20 protein-coding genes are annotated in these 19022 nt (G+C 71.0%); 9 read left to right on the top strand and 11 right to left on the bottom strand.

All coding sequences use genetic code 11. The features are described 5' to 3' along the window. Positions 1-57: 57 nt before the first annotated feature. From ACIBJG_RS07610 to ACIBJG_RS07600, 3 genes are all read right to left on the bottom strand, one after another. Positions 58-1044 (bottom strand): FAD binding domain-containing protein, encoded by a 987-nt coding sequence (locus tag ACIBJG_RS07610; protein ID WP_399305121.1) that lies wholly within the window; start codon positions 1042-1044, stop codon positions 58-60. Continuing rightward, positions 1041-1619, bottom strand: coding sequence for a 2Fe-2S iron-sulfur cluster-binding protein (locus ACIBJG_RS07605; protein WP_399305118.1), 579 nt, complete (start codon positions 1617-1619; stop codon positions 1041-1043). The genes ACIBJG_RS07610 and ACIBJG_RS07605 overlap by 4 nt, the downstream gene beginning before the upstream one ends. 94 nt (positions 1620-1713) lie before the next feature. After that, the gene (locus ACIBJG_RS07600) at positions 1714-2106 is read right to left on the bottom strand and encodes a hypothetical protein (RefSeq protein WP_399305116.1); all 393 of its coding nucleotides are present in this window, start codon (positions 2104-2106) and stop codon (positions 1714-1716) included. Between the two features lie 200 nt (positions 2107-2306). Between ACIBJG_RS07600 and ACIBJG_RS07595 the strand changes: the two genes are divergently transcribed. Together ACIBJG_RS07595 and ACIBJG_RS07590 are read left to right on the top strand one after the other, a co-directional pair. Beyond that, the gene (locus ACIBJG_RS07595) at positions 2307-2639 is read left to right on the top strand and encodes a DUF6479 family protein (RefSeq protein ID WP_399305113.1); all 333 of its coding nucleotides are present in this window, start codon (positions 2307-2309) and stop codon (positions 2637-2639) included. Positions 2640-2738: 99 nt separating this feature from the next. Beyond that, on the top strand, positions 2739-3548 hold the full coding sequence (locus ACIBJG_RS07590; RefSeq protein WP_399305110.1) for a VOC family protein: 810 nt from the start codon (positions 2739-2741) through the stop codon (positions 3546-3548). Between the two features lie 27 nt (positions 3549-3575). On the opposite strand, the gene ACIBJG_RS07585 is transcribed toward ACIBJG_RS07590, so the two are convergent. The 3 genes from ACIBJG_RS07585 to ACIBJG_RS07575 form a co-directional block, all read right to left on the bottom strand. Next, positions 3576-4100, bottom strand: a complete 525-nt coding sequence (locus ACIBJG_RS07585; RefSeq protein ID WP_399305107.1) for a DUF6328 family protein — start codon at positions 4098-4100, stop codon at positions 3576-3578. A 141-nt stretch (positions 4101-4241) separates the two neighbouring features. Next, positions 4242-4733 carry a GNAT family N-acetyltransferase gene (locus tag ACIBJG_RS07580; protein ID WP_399305105.1) on the bottom strand — a complete coding sequence of 164 codons (492 nt, stop codon included), beginning with the start codon at positions 4731-4733 and terminating at the stop codon, positions 4242-4244. A 69-nt stretch (positions 4734-4802) separates the two neighbouring features. Continuing rightward, entirely contained in the window at positions 4803-5207 is a 405-nt protein-coding gene (locus ACIBJG_RS07575) for a DUF1992 domain-containing protein (RefSeq protein WP_399305102.1), read from the bottom strand. Positions 5208-5445: 238 nt separating this feature from the next. Between ACIBJG_RS07575 and ACIBJG_RS07570 the strand changes: the two genes are divergently transcribed. Together ACIBJG_RS07570 and ACIBJG_RS07565 are read left to right on the top strand one after the other, a co-directional pair. Continuing rightward, entirely contained in the window at positions 5446-6021 is a 576-nt protein-coding gene (locus ACIBJG_RS07570) for a hypothetical protein (RefSeq protein WP_399305099.1), read from the top strand. Continuing rightward, complete coding sequence (locus ACIBJG_RS07565; protein WP_399305096.1) at positions 6018-6593, top strand: hypothetical protein; 576 nt, start codon at positions 6018-6020, stop codon at positions 6591-6593. Before ACIBJG_RS07570 ends, ACIBJG_RS07565 begins: the two co-directional genes overlap by 4 nt. Positions 6594-6716: 123 nt before the next feature. Here ACIBJG_RS07565 and ACIBJG_RS07560 read toward each other — a convergent pair whose 3' ends face one another. The 3 genes from ACIBJG_RS07560 to ACIBJG_RS07550 all read right to left on the bottom strand — a co-directional run bounded on the left by ACIBJG_RS07560 (position 6717) and on the right by ACIBJG_RS07550 (position 8689). Then, positions 6717-7517, bottom strand: coding sequence for a tyrosine-protein phosphatase (locus tag ACIBJG_RS07560; protein WP_399305093.1), 801 nt, complete (start codon positions 7515-7517; stop codon positions 6717-6719). A gap of 381 nt (positions 7518-7898) precedes the next feature. Continuing rightward, entirely contained in the window at positions 7899-8207 is a 309-nt protein-coding gene (locus ACIBJG_RS07555; RefSeq protein ID WP_399305090.1) for an SHOCT domain-containing protein, read from the bottom strand. Positions 8208-8260: 53 nt separating this feature from the next. Then, the gene (locus tag ACIBJG_RS07550) at positions 8261-8689 is read right to left on the bottom strand and encodes a DUF6325 family protein (RefSeq protein WP_399305087.1); all 429 of its coding nucleotides are present in this window, start codon (positions 8687-8689) and stop codon (positions 8261-8263) included. Positions 8690-8922: 233 nt separating this feature from the next. Between ACIBJG_RS07550 and mutA the strand changes: the two genes are divergently transcribed. The 5 genes from mutA (at position 8923) to rho (ending at position 17145) form a co-directional block, all read left to right on the top strand. Beyond that, complete coding sequence (mutA, locus tag ACIBJG_RS07545) at positions 8923-10779, top strand: methylmalonyl-CoA mutase small subunit (protein WP_399305085.1); 1857 nt, start codon at positions 8923-8925, stop codon at positions 10777-10779. Continuing rightward, positions 10779-13004 (top strand): methylmalonyl-CoA mutase, encoded by a 2226-nt coding sequence (gene scpA, locus ACIBJG_RS07540; protein WP_399305082.1) that lies wholly within the window; start codon positions 10779-10781, stop codon positions 13002-13004. Before mutA ends, scpA begins: the two co-directional genes overlap by 1 nt. Positions 13005-13016: 12 nt before the next feature. Continuing rightward, positions 13017-14021, top strand: a complete 1005-nt coding sequence (gene meaB / locus ACIBJG_RS07535; protein WP_399305079.1) for a methylmalonyl Co-A mutase-associated GTPase MeaB — start codon at positions 13017-13019, stop codon at positions 14019-14021. Between the two features lie 224 nt (positions 14022-14245). Next, positions 14246-15013, top strand: a complete 768-nt coding sequence (locus tag ACIBJG_RS07530) for a dienelactone hydrolase family protein (RefSeq protein WP_399305077.1) — start codon at positions 14246-14248, stop codon at positions 15011-15013. Positions 15014-15996: 983 nt separating this feature from the next. Next, on the top strand, positions 15997-17145 hold the full coding sequence (rho, locus tag ACIBJG_RS07525) for a transcription termination factor Rho (RefSeq protein WP_399305075.1): 1149 nt from the start codon (positions 15997-15999) through the stop codon (positions 17143-17145). A gap of 17 nt (positions 17146-17162) precedes the next feature. Here the strand turns inward: rho and ACIBJG_RS07520 are convergent, their stop codons facing one another. Both ACIBJG_RS07520 and ACIBJG_RS07515 read right to left on the bottom strand, forming a co-directional pair. Continuing rightward, positions 17163-18527, bottom strand: a complete 1365-nt coding sequence (locus tag ACIBJG_RS07520; protein WP_399305074.1) for an NAD(P)/FAD-dependent oxidoreductase — start codon at positions 18525-18527, stop codon at positions 17163-17165. A 133-nt stretch (positions 18528-18660) separates the two neighbouring features. Beyond that, positions 18661-19005, bottom strand: a complete 345-nt coding sequence (locus tag ACIBJG_RS07515) for a hypothetical protein (protein ID WP_399305071.1) — start codon at positions 19003-19005, stop codon at positions 18661-18663. Positions 19006-19022 lie beyond the last annotated feature (17 nt).

Here is a 19022-nt window from a genome sequence, read left to right as displayed (position 1 = left end):
TCAGGGGCGGGGGCCCTCGGGGGCGGACGTGTGGCGGACGTGTTCAGGGCGGGATCTTCAGGGGCGGGCAGCGAGTGCGGCCAGGGCGTCGACGGCCAGGTGGCGGGCCAGAGCCACCTTGAACGCGTTGTCCCGCAGTGGCCGGGCCGCGGCGAGCTCGGCGTCCACCGCGCTCACGTACGCGGTGTCGCCGGCGGGTGCGCCGCGCAGTGCCTCCTCGGCGGTGCGGGCGCGCCACGGCCGGTGGGCGAGCCCGCCGAACGCCAGCGCGGCGTGCTCGATCCGCCCTTCGCATACCCGCAGGACGGCCGCCACGGAGGCCAGGGCGAACGCGAACGAGGCGCGGTCGCGGGCTTTGCGGTAGAGGGAGACCGTGCCCTCGGGGAGCGGCGGCAGGACCACCTCGGTGATCAGTTCGTGCGGCCGGATCACGGTGTCCGCGCTCGGGTCGTCCCCGGGCAGCCGGTGGAAGTCGGTCACGGCCACGGTCCGTTCGCCGTCCGGTCCGTGCAGCAGGACCGCGGCGTCGAGAGCGGCGAGTGCCACGGCCATGTCCGACGGGTGGGTGGCGACGCACGCGGAGGAGTGACCGATGACGGCGAGATCGCGGTGGACACCCTCGCGGGCCGGGCAGCCGCTGCCGGGTTCCCGCTTGTTGCAGGGCTTCGACGTGTCCTGGAAGTACGGGCAGCGAGTGCGCTGGAGGAGATTGCCTCCGGTGGTGGCCGTGTTGCGCAGTTGCCCGGAGGCTCCGGCCAGCAGCGCCTGGGAGAGCACGGGATAGCGCGTACGCACGGCGGGATGGGCGGCCAGATCGCTGTTACGGACGGTGGCCCCGATGCGCAGTCCGCCGTCGGCCGTGTCCGTCACCCGGTCCAGGGGCAGCCGGCTGACGTCGATGAGCAGACCGGGGCTCTCCACGCCGAGCTTCATCAGGTCGACCAGATTGGTGCCGCCCCCGAGGAACCGGGCTCCGGAGTGGGCGGCGCTTTCGCGGACCGCTTCAGCGACCGATGCCGCGCGCAGATAGGCGAAGGGTTTCACGACGCGACATCCCCGATCGCCTCGACGATGCGGGGGTACGCGCCGCACCGGCACAGGTTGCCGCTCATCCGTTCCCGGATCTCGGCGGCGTCGAGCGCCACCGGCGCGGTGACGGGTGCGGTGCTCGCGGTCGCGGTCGCGGTCGCGTGGGACGGGAACCCGTCCTCGGCCTCGCCCAGAACGCCGACGCCGGAGCAGATCTGCCCCGGCGTGCAGTAGCCGCACTGGAGCGCGTCGCGCTCCAGGAAGGCTTCCTGGAGCGGATGCAGCCGGTCCCCGTCGGCCAGGCCCTCGATCGTGGTGATCCGGGCGCCGTCATGGGCGACAGCGAGTAGCAGACAGCTGTTGGCGCGCCGGCCGTCGACGAGCACGGTGCAGGCGCCGCACTGGCCGTGGTCGCAGCCCTTCTTCGCCCCGGTCAGGCCCAGGTGCAGGCGCAGTGCGTCCAGGACCGTGGTGCGGTGGTCGAGCGTCAGTGCGCGCTCGGTTCCGTTGATGTTCAGGGTGAGGGCGGAAAGGTGGCCGGTCGCCCGCCCCTCCGCCTCGCCGCCCCTCCCCCGGCTGGTCGGGTCCACGTGACGGCGCCTTTCGAGAGAGGTCGTTTCGTCTGCTTTCTACCAGCCGGGCGTCGGCTCCGCGCCATGAGCCCGGACCGGCGGGGCGTTCGGCCTACTTGTTCTCCAGCCGCAGCCGGACCTCCTCCTCCTGGTCACCGGACACGGTGCCCACGACCCGTACGGCGAAGGCGCCCGCCAGGCTCTGGCGGAGCCGGTCGACCGCCCAGTAGCCGCCCTGCACGTCGGCGGTGACGGACTCGGCGAGCCGCACCGGCCCGGACACCACCCGGGCCTCACTGACATCGACGGTCACCACCCATGCCGTGGGCCGCTTGCCTGTGACGTCCTGCGGTACGTCCACCGAGGCCCGGTCGGTGGCGAAGGCGGCCCGCAGCACGTCGAAGACCGTGCGCGCGTCCTCTTTCCCGCACCCGCTGACGACGACCGACACCTCACGGCCGTCCCGGTTTTCCTCGGAGGGCTGCTTTTCCTGTGTGCTGTTCACCGCGGTTCCTTCCCAAGGGGTCACTTCCAGGCTCGCCCCACGGGCGGACGCCTGCGACACGGGCGGCCCGGAATGCCCAGCGGGTACCCGGAGGCGCATGCCTCACGCCATTCCAAACATTTTCTGCGGTGATATCCACTTAAAACATGAATTCGACGGAAGAGCCGAGTGACATCCCTGCCCCGGGGTATCCGGCAAGCATGGACGTAACGGATGGAGCCCTGAATTCCCTGGCCCTCACCCTCGCGGACGGACGGGGCGCGACCGGCGCCGTGCTGGGCGTTGTCGGCGTGGTCCTGGTGGCTGTGCTGATCGGCGCGGTCTGGCTCGGGAGGCGGCGGCGTGCCCAGGAACTGCCGCCGCCCCGGCCCGAGGAGCAGCCCGTGGCGCCGGACCACCGCACCCACGTCGAGGAGCGCGACGTCCACGCGGACGACGACTTCCCCGCCGACGGCCGGGGACTTTCGCCGTACGAGCTCGGTGAGCACGGCAGCGAGACCATCCACCGGGACGACGACGAGCGGCGCGACTGAGCACCGCGTGTTGCGGGAGCGGCCGCCCGCGGTGAGGCTGGTGAAGGCCCCAAGGGCCACCGGCAACACCTGCCGCTCCCCCATGAAGGCAGTAGGACCATGACCGGAAGCACCTCTGGTACGGCATCCGCGCCCGCACCGCTGACCGGGCCGGCGGCGCCGTGCTGGGTCAATCTGATGACCCGGGATCTCGAGTCCGCCCAGGAGTTCTACGGCCCGGTGATGGGCTGGACGTTCCGGCCGGGCAAACTCGGCCAGGAGTTCTCGGTCGCCCGGCGCGGTGACGTACCCGTCGCCGGGATCGGCGCAGTGGCGACCACCTTCAGCGTCGCGGTGGCCTGGACGCCCTACTTCGCCGTCCAGGACGCCGATGTGACCGCTGCCCGGATCCGGGAGCGCAGCGGCACCGTGGCGGTCGGCCCGCTGGCGCTGGGCAAGGGGCGCGGCGCACTGGCCGCCGACCGGGACGGCGCGGGGTTCGGCATCTGGGAGCGGACCGCGCCCGCGACGTCACCACCCGCCCCGGACGGCCATTCGCACGCCTGGTTGCGACTGCGCACACGCAACGCCTTCGACGCCGCGATCTTCTACGGCGAGGTCCTGGACTGGGCGAGCGGCCGCCCCGGCTCCTGCGAGGTCGCGTACGCCAAGGACGAGGTGATCGTGCAGTGCGGCGGGCGCCAACTGGCCCGGATCAGCTCGGGGGCGGTCGAGGCGGCCCCCGACCCACTGGTCCGCCCGCACTGGCAGGTCAACTTCCCGGTGGACGACGTCGCGGGCGCTGTCGTGGCCGCGCAGGAACACGGCGGATCACTGGTGGAGGAACTGTCCCGGCCCGAGGGTCGCGAGGCGACGCTGATCGATCCGGACGGCGGGCTGTTCACTCTCACGGACGTTCCCAAGAGCTAGGGACGGACGCCCGGGCCCCGGGTGCCCTCACTCCTCGCGGCGGCCGTGCGATCGGGCCAGCGCCCAGGCCGGGAAGACGAACCAGCAGACCAGGAACCACAGCGCCATCCCGCCGACGAGCCAGAGGGCGAGTGCGTTGTGCAGCGCCACCCGCAGAATCAGCAGAAGCGCCGAGCACATCGTGCAGAACAGCAGGATCAGCCCGATGACGGTCAGGCGTGAAGCCCATGTGACCGTCTGGGGCTTCAGCCGCCGCCCGGTGAGCAGACGGTGGTACGACACCGGTCCGATGAGCGCACCCGCCGTGGCGGAGCCGAACATCACCGTGACCACGTAGATCGTGCGGTCCGTGTCGGAGAGATCCGCGAAGCGTGGCTGGAAGACGACGGCGAGCAGGAAGCCGAAGAGGATCTGTACGCCGGTCTGGGCGACGCGCAGTTCCTGGAGCAGATCGGTCCACCGGCGGTCCGCCCGTTCCTCCTGCGTCTCCCGGCGCCCCCATCCGCGGTCCCGGCCGCGCTGCTCCTCGGGTGGGTCGGGTGGGCTCACCATGGACCTCCGTCCGGATACGCGCAGCGCGTGTACATGCCGTGCCCCTCTTCTCCCACACGGTAAGCCTCCTGGTGGGCCGGGGCGCGTCCGGTGAGCGGTCTGCCGGCCGCTGACGCCGTGGCTCCGGCTCGCCCCGCTCTTTCAGCCGACCGGCAGCACAAGTTCGGGACGGTCCCACATCACCGCGGGCGGGGCGGCCCTCACCGTGCCGGCCCGCCGGGCCCCCACGCCCGTGTAGAACCCCTCGGCCGGCGGGTGCGACACGATGCGCACCTCGCTCAGTCCGGCCCCGCGCGCTTCGTCCCTCAGGTGCCCGATGAGCAGGCGCCCGATGCCCGCGCCCTGCACATCGTCGGCGACGAACATGAGATCGATCTCGGGCGGGTCGAGAATCAGGGAGTAGAAGCCGAGCAGCCGGTCAGTGGTCTCCCCCACGGCGGCGAAGACCCTGTGCGTCTCCACGTAGTCGTGACCCACCCGGTATCCGGCGACCATGGGTGCGTACGGCCCCTCGTAGGCACGAGAGGCCCGGACCAGACGGGTCAGGCGCTTCGTGTCCCGCACACCGGCCCGCCTGATCCCGATGTCCTCGCCCAGCGCCCGGCGCGCTCGCGACGTAATGCCTGATCTCATGCACCGAGTATCACGCATCCGGAATGGGGCAAGGCGGCGGTGCTGCGTGGACATGGAGCCGCCGACTCTTCAGGAGGAGCGGCGGCTCGTGCGCCACTCCTCTACGACGGCCTCGACGTCGAACGGCTCGAGGTTCAGGAGCGGTCCGGGCGGCGGGCGTCTGACGGCCTCGGCGATCTTCTCGTTCACCTCGTCCAGCATCCGCCGCACCTCGGCCTCGGTCCGCGTCCCGGGCACGGCGGCGAGGGTGTCCTCCGCCTGCTTGCGCAGGGCCAGCGACGGCGGGAGTACGGACATCCCCTCGCGCTGCATCTTCGCCTTGATCCACCACGCCTCGTCGTAAGGGCGGTCGAGTCCTTCGAGCGGCTTTCCGAACCCCGGCAACTGGGAGAAGTCACCACGTTGCTCGGACTCCCGAATCTGTTTGTCGACCCAGGTCTCGAAGCTGACGCCCGCGGGCTTGCGCTCGGTCACCGTGATGCCCCTCTCGGAGATGCGTGTGATTCAGCCCCTTCACGATACCCAGGGGCCGCGCCGCAGCGGCCGGAGCCCACCCGGAACGGAGCCGGCGGGCAGTTTCCGGGCCTTGAACGCGGACGGCGGGGTACACGAGCGGCACGCCCTGCCCATACGGCGCCGGGCACGATCCGAAAGGGATGGTGAGAGTGGAACACAGCGACATGCGGACCGGGAACCGACGGGAGTGGTGACCATGACGACCGTAGTGATCATCGTTGCGGCCGCCCTCGTGGTGGGCTGCGCACTGGCCTTCCTCTACACCCGGCAGACGGGCGGACACGGGATACGTCGACGCTTCGGACCCGAGTACGACCGGACGGTCGCACGCCACGACGGCGACACGAAGGCCGCCGAACGTGAGCTGCACGAGCGGCTGAAGCGGCACGGTTCCCTGCATGAGCGTCCGTTGACGAACGAAGCGCGCGCGCAGTACGCGGACCGCTGGACGCGCATCGAGGGCAGCTTCGTCGACGCGCCCCAGGAGGCGGTCGACGAGGCGGACGCCCTGCTGGCCGCACTGGCGCGCGACCTGGGCTTCCCCGACGGCAGGGACTTCGGCGAGCAGAGCGCAGCGCTCTCCGTTCACCACGCCGAGCACGTCAACGGCTATCGCCGGGTGCACGCCGCCAAACAGGGCGACGGCGGCACGGAGGACATGCGGGAGGCGATGCTGGAGGCCCGCGGCCTGTTCGACGTACTCGTCTCGAACGGCACGGACCGACCGGCCGGCCGGCACCCGCACCACGCGGAAGGAAGTGGCACGGCATGACGCACGACGTCGGATCCACACCTCGCACCCCCACCAGGGCCCCCGAGGCGGCGAAGCTGCCCCGGACAGCCACCCCCGAAGGTCCGAGGGACCACGGGACAACGGACACGCCTACGACGGACAGCCCCACCCCGGACGCCGGCCCCCCGGGCGCCGGAGCGACCGCCACCGCACGAAGGCCGGACGAAACCCCGGCCGGGAAGCCGCGGATGGCGGCCTCCGCCACAGCGGCCCTGCACGGCGACCGCACGCCGACGGAACCGGCATCCGCCCCCGGGGGGAGCACACCCGGCGCGACAACCCGCCCCCTCTTCCCGGACGGCGACCACGACCGGCTCTCCCAGCGGCTCCAGCACGCGGTGAGCGAGTTCGTCGAGAGCCCCCGCCGAGCGGTCGAGGAGGCCGAGAGCACGTTCGACACCGTGGTCGACGGCCTCACGGATTCGCTCAAGGAGTACCGGCGCGCGCTCGGCACCGCCGGACAGGACGGCGAGCCCGGCATGCGGACCGAGGAGCTGCGGGTCGCCCTGCAGCACTACCGCGACCTCACCGAGCGGCTGCTGAAGGTGTGAGCCCCGCAGTCGCCCACCACGAGCCGGCGGCAGACGCCGCACACATGGCTCCACCCTTCGCCGCTGTTTCAGGCATGCCTTCTGCCGTCGGCACACACGCGCCGGCGGCAGAAGGCGCTCAGATCATCGGGCGGACACCACGAGTTCGCCGCGCAGTCGCCGCAGCGCCGAATCGGGAATGCGCAGCCCGTCGCGCGCGTACCCGTCGAGTCCTCCCCAGCGTTCGTCCATGGCGTCCAGCGCCGTGTCCAGATAGCGCGGCCGGACCTCGATGATCGCGGAGGCGATCTCCGGGTCGCCGCCCGCGTCGAGATAGCTCTGCACGGACGGCCCGAAGGCGACCCGCATCACGGGGTTCACCGCGAGGAACTCCGCCCTGGCGACGTCGCGCGAAGCACCGAGCAGGAGCAGCAGCAGGGCCGCCGCCCAGCCCGCGCGGTCCTTGCCCGTCGTGCAGTGGAAGAGCACGGGGCGGGCGGCATCGTCGGCGGCCGTGTCGAGGAAGGCGCGGTAGGCGGCCGCCGCACGCGCAGAGAGCACCACCTTTCGGTAGGTCTCCGCGAACATCTCCTCGGCCTTCCCGCCCCCGAGCAGCCGCTCGGTCTCGACAGGATCGGCGAGCAGGGCACGGAGTCTGGCCGGTGCCACACCGGGATCGTCCCCCAGCACGTCGGCCACGAACAGCCGAGCTCCCGGCGGCAGCCGGTCGGGGGCGGAGACCCGCTCGTCCGCGGTCCGCAGGTCGACGACGGTACGGATACCGAGCCCGGCCAGCGTCGCGTCGTGCACCGGATCGTGCCCGCTGAGCTGACCGGAGCGGAGCACCGCGCCGGACCGCACCTGCCGGCCGGGGCCGAGAGCGATGCCACCCAGATCCCGCAGGTTGAGAACAGAGGCTGCCGGGACGGCCCTGGCGGTTTGCACGATGAACTTCCTCTTTTCCCGACACGTATCCGAATTGATTTCGGCTTGGCCGGATCAAAAGTCGCATGATGTCGCGAAATCGACAAAGTAAAACGCCGGTGATCATCGATCGGACAGGCCGACCGGATCGGGCAGGCGGAGGACCGTTCGGGAGGAGCCGCGCAGGGGGGTCCGGCCCGGGGCGCCGCGTCTCCGCGCCGGCCGGGAGGCGACCGGCGCAGGCGTCACTCGGACAGGCCGGGCGCACTGCTGCGACGTACGGGATACATCGCTGCGGCCTCCAGCCATGCACGCGCCGCGACACGCCCCTCCCGGTCGCCGGGCACGCGTGCACGCCGCTCGAGATTCCGGGCCGGGCGGACCGCTGCCGTCCGGCGGGGCTCACTCCGCCAGAAGCCTTGCCTTCTGGGCATCGAACTCGGCGTCGGTCAGGACGCCCTGCTTCTTCAGCTCGGCCAGTCGCTCCAGCCGGCTGATCAGATCGTCGCCGGGCGGCTCGGCGGGCTGCTGCTGCGCCGCCTGCGCCTGCGCCTGCTGACGCATCCGCTCCTCGGCCATCTGCTCGGAGTCGTCCTCGGCGAACCTCGCCTGCTGACGCCGCTGGACACGGCCGCTGACCGCCGAGGCGGTACCCGCGACCACGGCCGTGCGCGCCGCCGCCCCGAGCAGGCCGGGCCCGCGACGGTTCATTCCAGGTCCTCGAAAGATCGGCATGTCGTACGCCTTTCCGGTGCGGTGCGTGGTCAGCGTGCGGAACCGGCGGCCGAGACGGCTGCCTCGGCGACGTCGGCGGGAATCCGCTCGTGGGCGACGAGCTGACCGCCCGATGCCCGGACCGCCTCGGTGAGCGGCACGGCCCAGAGGTCCTCCCACACGATCAGCGCCGCGGAACTGCCCGGCGGCACCTGCTCACCCAGGGTCCGGATGTCGTCGCTGTTCAGCATGCCGCCGACTTCGCCCTCGACCGGCTCGAAGGAGACGACGTCGTCGGGGTCGAGTTCATCCAGTTCGATGATCTCGATCGCCCCGTCCTCGGCCCGGTGCACGAAGGTCAGATCGATGATGCGCACAGCCTTCGACGCCACCGCTTCGGCGAGAGCCGGCGCGATGGCACCGGTGAACCGGCTGCCGGGGAAGGCGACGACGAGGTATTCCACAGGTCCCACAGCCACGGGCGTGTCCTCTCCGGAAGGATGAATTGCCAGCAGCATAACTTCGGACATTTATCGCCGCACTGCGGCAATTCCTCGCAACTCAGTGATCCACGCCGGTCACAGCTGACGACATCGGGGACGCGATCCACGCGGCTACGCGACCGTACGTAAAGGATCAAGTGCGTTCGGAGAGGGCAAGGTCACAGGTCGAGCCTCTGCTGCTCATCTGAGACCTGTCCTAGCATCTGGGCATGACGGTCCTGCCTGCTGACGGGCTTTCGTTGGCTGCCGAATTCCCTGACCCCGCCCACGAGCAGTGGCAGAGCCTTGTCGAAGGTGTGCTGCGCAAGTCGGGCAAGGACGTTTCGGGTTCGGCCGCCGAGGAAGCGCTGTCCACCACGGTGGAGGACGGGCTCATCACCCGCCCCCTCTACACCTCGCGCGACGACGCGCCCGATACCGGCCTTCCCGGCTTCGCCCCCTTCACCCGCGGCAGCACACCGCAGGGCAGTACGGCGGGCGGCTGGGGCGTACGGCAGCGGCACGCGTCGACGGATCCTGTCCGGCTCAACGAGGCCGTGCTCGGGGACCTGGAGAACGGCGCCACCTCCTTGTGGCTGGCCGTCGGCGGCGCCGGCGGTGTACCGGTCTCCGGTCTGGCGCGGGCGCTGACGGGCGTCCACCTCGACCTGGCACCGCTCGTGCTCGACGCTGACGACGAACTCGACGCTGCGGCAACGGAGTTGCTGCGGATCCACGCGGAGCGTGGCGTACCGGCGGACGCGGTGCGCGGGAGCCTCGGGGCGGACCCGCTGGGGCAGGCCGCCCGCAGTGGCGGCGAGGCGGACCTCGCCTCCGCCGTGCACTGGGCGAAGCGCTGCGCGGCCGGGTTCCCCGGGCTGCGGGCGCTGACCGTGGACGCACTTCCCTACCACGAGGCCGGCGGCTCGGCCGCTCAGGAGCTGGGCAGTTCGCTGGCCACGGGCGTGGCCTATCTGCGGGCGCTGACCGATGCCGGGCTCGGTGTCGAGGAGGCCTGCGCGCAGCTGGAGTTCCGGTACGCGGCCACCGCGGACCAGTTCCTGACCATCGCCAAGCTGCGGGCCGCACGCCGGCTCTGGGCGCGGGTCGCCGAGGTCTGCGGGGCGCCGGAGGCCGGGGCGCAGCGCCAGCACGCGGTGACGTCGCCGGTGATGATGACCCGGCGCGATCCATGGGTGAACATGCTGCGGACCACGCTGGCCTGTCTGGGTGCCGGCGTCGGCGGCGCGGACTCCGTGACCGTGCTGCCCTTCGATCACGCCCTGGGACTGCCGGACGCGTTCGCGCGCCGCATCGCCCGCAACACGTCGACGATCCTGCTGGAGGAGTCCCACCTGGCCCGGGTCATCGACCCGGCGGGCGGCTCCTGGTACGTCGAGCGGCTGACGGATGAACTCGCGGACGCCGCCTGGGCCTTCTTCCAGGAGATCGAGCGGGCCGGCGGCCAGGCCGCGGCGCTCGTCTCGGGCATGGTCGCGGAGCGGATCGCGGCCACCTGGGCGGCCCGCAGCAAGGACCTGGCGCGGCGCAAGGAGCCGATCACGGGCGTCAGTGAGTTCCCGCAGCTCGCGGAGCGCACGGTGGAACGCGAGCCGGTGCCGTCGGCCGCGGCACGTGGCGGCCTTCCGGTGGTCCGCCGGGACGAGGCCTTCGAGGCGCTGCGCGCCCGTTCGGACGCCCATCTGGCGGCGACCGGCGCCCGGCCGCGGGTGTTCCTCGCCGCGCTGGGTCCCGCCGCGGCGCACACCGCGCGCGCCTCGTTCGCCGCGAACCTGTTCCAGGCGGGCGGCATCGAACCCGTCCACGAGCCGGTCCAGGTGGACGCCTCGTCGGCCGCCGCGGCCCTGGCCGCCGCGGGCACGGACGTGGTCTGTCTGTGTTCCAGTGACGCGCTCTACGCCGAACAGGCCGGTGAGGTCGCCGAGGCGCTCGTCGCGGCCGGTGCACAGCGCGTGTACCTGGCGGGGCGGCCCGGTGCGCATGCGGGTGTCGACGAGTACGTCTTCGCCGGCTGTGACGTGGTGGCTGTGCTTTCTTCCGTTCTCGACCGTATGGGTGTGGCGTAATGCGGATCCCCGACTTCTCCGACATCGAGCTCGGGCCGGGCGGCGGCGCCGAGGTGACCGAAGACCAGTGGTGTACCGCGGTCAAGGAGTCCTCCGGGAGCTCCGACGGCGACCTTCTGTGGGAGACCCCGGAAGGCATCGCGGTCAAGCCGCTGTACACCGGCCGGGATCTGGAGGGGATCGACTTCCTCGGTACGTACCCGGGGATGGCGCCGTATCTTCGCGGCCCGTACCCGACGATGTACGTCAACCAGCCCTGGACGATCCGGCAGTACGCGGGTTTCTCCACCGCCGAGGAGTCCAACGCCTTCTACCGCCGTAACCTCGCGGCCGGCCAGAAGGGCCTCTCCGTCGCCTTCGACCTGCCGACCCACCGCGGCTACGACAGCGACCACCCGCGGGTGACTGGCGACGTCGGCATGGCAGGCGTGGCGATCGACTCGATCTACGACATGCGCCAGCTGTTCGACGGCATCCCGCTGGACAAGATGTCGGTGTCGATGACCATGAACGGCGCGGTGCTGCCCGTCCTCGCGCTCTACATCGTGGCCGCCGAGGAGCAGGGCGTACCGCCCGAGAAGCTGGCCGGAACGATTCAGAACGACATTCTGAAGGAGTTCATGGTCCGCAACACCTACATCTATCCGCCGAAGCCGTCGATGCGGATCATCTCCGACATCTTCTCGTACACGTCGAGCAAGATGCCGCGCTACAACTCCATCTCCATCTCCGGCTACCACATCCAGGAAGCCGGAGCCACGGCAGACCTGGAACTGGCCTACACCCTGGCCGACGGGGTGGAGTACCTGCGGGCCGGACGCGACGCCGGCCTCGACATCGACGCGTTCGCACCACGACTGTCCTTCTTCTGGGCCATCGGCATGAACTTCTTCATGGAGATCGCGAAACTGCGCGCGGCCAGGCTGCTGTGGGCCAAGCTGGTCAAGGAGTTCGAGCCCGAGAACCCCAAGTCCCTTTCGCTGCGCACCCATTCACAAACATCGGGGTGGTCACTGACCGCGCAGGACGTGTTCAACAACGTCACACGCACCTGTGTCGAGGCGATGGCCGCGACCCAGGGCCACACCCAGTCCCTGCACACCAACGCCCTGGACGAAGCCCTCGCCCTGCCCACCGACTTCTCGGCCCGCATCGCGCGCAACACCCAGCTCCTCCTCCAGCAGGAGTCCGGCACCGGACGGGTCATCGACCCGTGGGGCGGCAGCGCCTACGTCGAAAAGCTCACCCACGACCTGGCGCGCCGGGCCTGGCAGCACATCGAGGAGGTCGAGGCGGCGGGCGGCATGGCCAAGGCCATCGACGCCGGCATCCCCAAGCTGCGCATCGAGGAGGCGGCGGCCCGTACCCAGGCGCGCATCGACTCCGGCCGCCAGCCCGTCATCGGCGTCAACAAGTACCGCGTCGAGACCGACGAGAAGATCGACGTCCTCAAGGTCGACAACTCCTCGGTGCGTACGCAGCAGCTGGAGAAGCTGCGGCGGCTGCGCGAGGAGCGCGACGAGCAGGCCTGCCAGGACGCCCTGCACGCGCTGACGGAGGCAGCCGGGCGGGATCCGGGTCCCGGGCTCGAGGGCAACCTGCTGGCGCTGGCCGTCGACGCGGCACGTGCGATGGCGACCGTGGGCGAGATCTCGGACGCGCTGGAGAAGGTCTACGGCCGGCACGCGGGCCAGATCCGTACGATCTCCGGTGTGTACCGCAACGAGGCAGGGGAGTCGCCGTCCGTGGACCGTACCCGCACGCTGGTCGACGCGTTCGAGGAGGCGGAGGGCCGCCGTCCGCGGATCCTGGTCGCCAAGATGGGCCAGGACGGGCACGACCGCGGCCAGAAGGTGATCGCGACGGCCTTCGCCGACCTGGGCTTCGACGTGGACGTCGGCCCCCTCTTCCAGACACCGGCCGAGGTCGCCCGGCAGGCGGTCGAGGCGGACGTGCACATCGTGGGCGTCTCGTCCCTGGCCGCCGGCCACCTCACGCTCGTACCCGCGCTCCGCGCGGAGCTCGCGGCGGAGGGCCGTGAGGACATCATGATCGTGGTGGGCGGGGTGATCCCGCCGCAGGACATCGACGCGCTGCACGAGGCGGGCGCGGCGGCCGTGTTCCCCCCGGGAACGGTGATCCCGGACGCGGCCCACGATCTGGTGACGCGACTCGGTGCCTCACTCGGACACGAGCTCGGTCACGAGCCCGGTCACGAGCTGTGAGCCGCTGAACCGATGGCTCCGAAGATCGATCTCGACAGCTATGTGAAGGGGGTGCTCGACGGGAGGCGGGCGCACATCGCGCGCGCCATCACCCTCGTCGAGTCCACCCGGCCCGATCACCGCGCACTGGCGCAGCAGTTGTTGCGCGAACTGCTGCCGCATGCGGGCAACGCCCGGCGCATCGGCATCAGCGGGGTGCCCGGGGTCGGCAAGTCCACGTTCATCGACGCACTCGGCACGATGCTCACCGGGCTCGGGCACCGGGTCGCGGTCCTGGCCGTCGACCCGTCCTCCAGTCGTACCGGCGGCTCCATCCTGGGCGACAAGACCAGGATGGAGCGGCTCGCGGTGGACCCGGACGCGTTCGTCCGCCCCTCCCCCACCGCCGGCACGCTCGGCGGGGTGGCGAAGGCCACCCGCGAGTCCATCGTGGTGATGGAGGCGGCCGGTTACGACGTCGTGCTCGTGGAGACGGTGGGCGTGGGCCAGTCGGAGACCGCGGTCGCCAACATGGTCGACACGTTCCTGCTGCTGACGCTGGCCCGTACCGGTGACCAGCTCCAGGGCATCAAGAAGGGCGTGCTGGAGCTGGCGGACGCCATCGCGGTGAACAAGGCCGACGGCCCGCACGAGCGCGACGCCCGCTCCGCGGCGCGTGAACTGGCGGGCGCACTGCGGCTGATGCACCCCGCGGACGCGGCCTGGACCCCGCCGGTGCTGACGTGCAGCGCCCGCGAGTCCAGCGGTCTGGACACCCTGTGGGAGCGGCTGGAGCAGCACCGGACGCTGCTGGAGTCGACCGGCCGGCTCGCGGCCAAGCGGCGCGATCAGCAGGTCGACTGGACGTGGACGATGGTGCGCGACGAGCTGCTGGAGAGTCTGCGCAGTCATCCCGGAGTGCGTGCGCTGACGCCGGAACTCGAACTGCGCGTACGAGAGGGCTCGTTGCCCGCCTCGTCGGCCGCCGAACAGATCCTGGAAGTGTTCCGGGGGACGGAGCGCGACGGCCGGACGTGATGCGCCTCAGAGGTCGAGCCGGTACGCGAACGAGCGGAGCGTCGGCTCGTACCCGAACGCGTCGTTGATGCTCCGCATGTACGCGTTGCTGTCGGCGGTGTCCGCGAGCAGGCCGCCCAGGTCGGGGGGCGCTCACGGGCGACGATAACGGGGATACCCGCGCTGTTCTGCCGGCGGCAGAACACCAGCCGGACCGGGCTCGACGATCACTACAGTCCAGTCTCATGACGACGATTACGACACGTACGGTCGAGTATCCGGCCGACGGTTTGACGATGATCGGACACCTCGCGCTCCCGGCCGGTGTCGACCGCCGGCCCGCGGTGCTGATCGGACCAGAGGGCATGGGGCTCAGCGACGTCGAGCGCCGCCGGGCCGACGCTCTCGCCGAACTGGGATATATAGCGCTGGCCTTCGACCTTCACGGCGGGCGCTATTTGGGCGACCCCGAGGAGATGCTGGCCCGCTGCCTGCCGCTGCTCGCTGATCCCGACCGGATGCGGGGCATCGGCCATGCGGCGCTCGACGTGTTGCGCACCGAACCGCGGACAGACCCCGACCGGATCGCCGCCGTCGGCTACGGCACCGGGGGCGCCGTCGGGCTGGAACTCGGGCGCGATGGCGTCAGCCTGCGCGCGATCGGGACAGTCAACGCAACTACCACGGGCCGACCGGGCGAGGCGGCGCGCATTCGCTGCCCGGTGTGGGCCGGGGTCGGGTCGGAAGACCCGATCATGTCGCCCGCGCAACGGGACGCGTTCACCGCCGAGATGCAGGCCGCGGGCGTCGACTGGCGCCTCGCGGTCTACGGCGGCGCCCTGCACGCCTTCCACCACCCACCGGTCGACCACCCCACGGTCCCCGGCGTCGGCTATCACCCACAGCACGCGCAGCGAGCCTGGCGCGATGTCGTCGACCTGCTCGCCGAGTGCCTGCCCGTGACGGAGGATCTGGGGCATGACCCAGGTAAGCGTGCTGGCTCCGGGCACTGACAGTCCCCTCCCCTCAAGTCCGCACACCAGAACCGCATTCGAGCAGATGCTCGATCGCGGAAACGCATTCGCAACTGCCGCAGTAAATGCCGGATTGACTGCGGCAGAGCCCCTCCCGTCATCTTCGCGACCCGCGGCGGGCACGCCGGCCGCCGGGATGAGGTGTACGCATTTACTGCGGCAGTGCTGGAAGGGCGGGCGGGCAGGCGGGGCGATCAAACCGGTGACCGAACTCTGGAGCGGGGGCGCGCTCGGGCTGCCGCACCCCCGGGCGGTGCCTCTGTCCGCGCCGCCGTCGTCGTACACCGCGGCGGTCGCGCGGCACCTGCGGTGCGGGCATCGCAAAGTCCTCCGCGCGCATCTGCCGGATCTCTCTGACGACGTGGGGGTGGATACTCAGCGGCGAACCGGCGCCGACCGGACCCGCCCGCCGGAGCGCGAAACTGCCCGTCTTCCCTGTCACCGCGATCGACGACCCGGCCCTGCCGGAGGTACTGGCCGAACTGGCGGCGGCACGGGCGAACGAGATGGACGCCGACACCGTCAACCGGGAGCTGCCCATCGCACGCAAGGCGATCGACTGGTGGCAACGCCAGGGCTGGACCGAATCCGACCCACGATCGGCATCGAGCGGCGGCCGGCACCGCCGGACCGCACCAAGCCGGCGCCCTTGCGGCAACGGGGTTACGACCGCGGCTGAGGACGTCAGCCGCACCACACCGGCCAGCGGAGCCCGGCGGTCGTGCTACATTGCAATCGGTACATGTGTACGCCTCTCATTCAGGCGCCTGTACCGATTCGCCTTCACCACACTGATGCGCCCGTCCTTTCCGACCGGCGGTCCAGCTTCATCGCATTATTTCTCCAGTCCGGTACGGACCTCTTCCCACCGGTCTTTCCTGCCCGTCTTCCGGGGCGTGAGTTCTCCGCCCCTGTCTCCGCCGGGCCCCTTCATTCGCATGTCCGCGAAAGGACCACCCCGCATGACCACCACACTCGAACACCCCGTATCCAGCACCACCCGGCCCGCCGCCACCACGGCCGCCGCCGGCATCCTCGACATCACGCAGCAGGGGCACGGCTCCCTGCGCTCCGCGGGCGGCCACCCCGGCCCCGCCGACGTGCAGGTCCCCGCAGCGCTCATCCGCCGGCACGGCCTGCGCAAGGGCGACGTCATCGAGGGTGTCTGCGAGCGGCCCCGCGCCCTGAGCGCCGTCGCACGCGTCAACGGACTGCCTCCGCAGTCGTTGCGCGGCCGCCCGCACTTCCGCGACCTCACCCCGCTCCACCCCCAGCAGCGCATGCGCCTGGAGACGCCGTCCGGCGGCCCCTCGACGCGCATCGTCGATCTCGTCGCACCGATCGGCAAGGGACAGCGCGGGCTGATCGTCGCGCCGCCCAGGACCGGCAAGACGGTCCTCCTCCAGCAGATCGCGGCCGCCGTCGCCGAGAACCACCCCGCGTCCCATCTGATGGTGGTGCTCCTCGACGAACGCCCCGAGGAGGTCACCGACATGCGCCGCTCGGTTCGCGGCGAGGTCTACGCCTCCACCTTCGACCGGCCCGCCAAGGAACACATCGCCCTCGCGGAACTCGCCCTCGAACGCGCCAAACGGCTCGTCGAGCAGGGCCGCGACGTCGTCATCCTGCTGGACTCGCTCACGCGGCTCTGCCGGGCCCACAACAACGCCGCGGGCAACGGCGGACGCACCCTCAGCGGCGGTGTGGACGCCGCCGCACTGATCGGCCCCAAGCGCCTCTTCGGAGCCGCCCGCCTCACCGAGGAGGCCGGTTCCCTGACCATTCTGGCCACGGCGCTCGTCGACACCGGTTCCCGGGCCGACGAGTACTTCTTCGAGGAGCTGAAGGGCACCGGGAACATGGAACTCCGGCTCGACCGCTCACTGGCCGAGAAGCGCATCCACCCGGCGGTGAACATCGCCGCCTCCGGCACCCGGCGCGATGAACTCCTCGTACCGGCTGACGAGTTGACCGCCGTACGAGGTCTGCGCCGGGCGCTGCACTCCCGGGACGCACAGACGTCCCTGGAGACGCTGCTGGACCGGATCCGGAACACCGCGGACAACGCCGCCTTCCTGCGCCTGATCCGCACCACCGTACCGTCGGCCTGACGGGCCCCGGCGCCGGATCACTTCATCCGGGCGTTCAACGAGGCGGTGTGCTCGCGGACCTGCTCCGGGGTGAGATAGCTGTCCGTGTACTCGAAGTCCCGCAGGGTCGCGGGCTTGCGGGACTGGAATCCCGTACGGACGAAGTCGTCGCCCGCCGCCGCGTTGATCAGCCAGTTGGCCATGACGCGCGCCTTGGCCACGTTGGTCCGCAGCGCCGACCAGTGGTAGCCGCGGGCCACGGCCTGGGCGGTGATCCCGTGCATCTCGATACCGAGGGGCTTGGAGACGGCGTCCTTGCCGCCCAGGTCCACGACGAGCCCGAGATCCTTGTGGACGTAAGGCCGCAGCGGCTGGTGCCTGAGCGTCGCCAGCAGGTTGTCGGCGAGCCTGCGGCCCTGGCGCATCGCGTGCTGGGCCGTCGGCGGGCACACCGCGCCGTCGCCCTTGGCGAGGTCCGGCACGGCCGCCACGTCCCCGAGAGCGAACATGCCGTCGTAACCGGGCAGGGCCATCTCGGGGGTCACCGCCAGCCTGCCGCGTACCGTCTCCGCGTCGAACGTGCTGACGAGGGGGCTCGCGGTGACACCGGCCGTCCAGATCAGCGTGCGGCAGGGCAGTACCCGGCCGTCGGTGAACGTCACCTTGTCGGCGCCCGCCTCGGCGATGGAGACTCCGAGCGACACCTCGATTCCGCGTTCCCGCAGGACCTTCAGCGCGCTCTCGCCGAGCTTGTCGCCCAGTTCGGGCATGAGCTTCGGAGCGATGTCGATCAGATGCCACTTGATCAGCTTCGGGTCGAGCCGCGGATAGTGCTTCACCGCGTTGCTGGTGAGGCGTTGCAGACAGGCTGCCGTCTCGGTTCCCGCGTACCCTCCGCCGACGACCACGAACTGCAGCCGGGAGGCCCGCTCCTCCTCGTCGCTGCTGGCGTCCGCGAGGTCGAGCTGCGCGATCACGTGGTCGCGTACGTACGCCGCCTCGGCCAGCGTCTTCATGCCACGGGCGTTGTCGAGCAGTCCGGGGATGTCGAACGTGCGGGTGACGCTGCCCGGGCTGATCACGATGTAGTCGTACGGCTCATGGACCACCTCATCGGTGATCTTGCGGATGACGCAGATCTTCGCCTTGGGGTCCACTCCGATGGCCCCGCCGGGAATGATGCGCGTGCGGTGCCGGCTGCTCCGTCGCAGAGACACCGCGACGGACTGCGGGGTGAGGACGCCGGAGGCGACCTGTGGCAGCAGAGGCAGGTAGAGCTGGTACGAGAACGGCGCGACGAGCGCGATGTCCGCTTCGCCAGGGCGGAGCCCGCGCTCCAGACGGCGCACGCACTCGACCCCGGCAAATCCGGCTCCGACAACGAGAATCCTGGGTCGTGCCACAGTGTTCGTCCCTTCTCGGGGTCTGCACGGTCGTCCGTTCGCCTGCCCCGTCACACGCGTCCGTCACCTCTCATCTTTACGAGACGCGCGCGAGTCCGCCTGCTGGGGCGGCAGAACGGACGAACTACGCGGCTCATCTGGCCAGGAACGTCCAGGCGGTGCAGGCGCCACCTGTCGTACCCGCGACCACCGCAGCGGCGACGCAGCGTGCCCTGAGTCTGCGATAGCGCTCGCCGTACTCGCCGCGCAGTTCGGTAGCGCGGTCCAAGACGCGTACGAGCATCGCCCGCGAGGCTGCCGCCCGGTCGGCCGTGTAGACCCGCTCCACGTCCTCGCGCTGGGCCGACGTGAGCCACGGCAGCTCGTCGGTGAAGCGGCGGGCGCACCGTCGCGCCTCCTCGACCTCGGCGTTCCACAGCAGATAGCCCTCCATCTGGGCCAGGCCGCGGGCGCTGTCCTTCTCGGGATCGGTACCCATGCGTCTCTCCTCTCCTT

Origin of the sequence: Streptomyces sp. NPDC050422, assembly GCF_044458665.1 — a bacterium.
Classification (GTDB): domain Bacteria; phylum Actinomycetota; class Actinomycetes; order Streptomycetales; family Streptomycetaceae; genus Streptomyces.
This window is presented reverse-complemented; position numbering and strand designations above follow the sequence as displayed.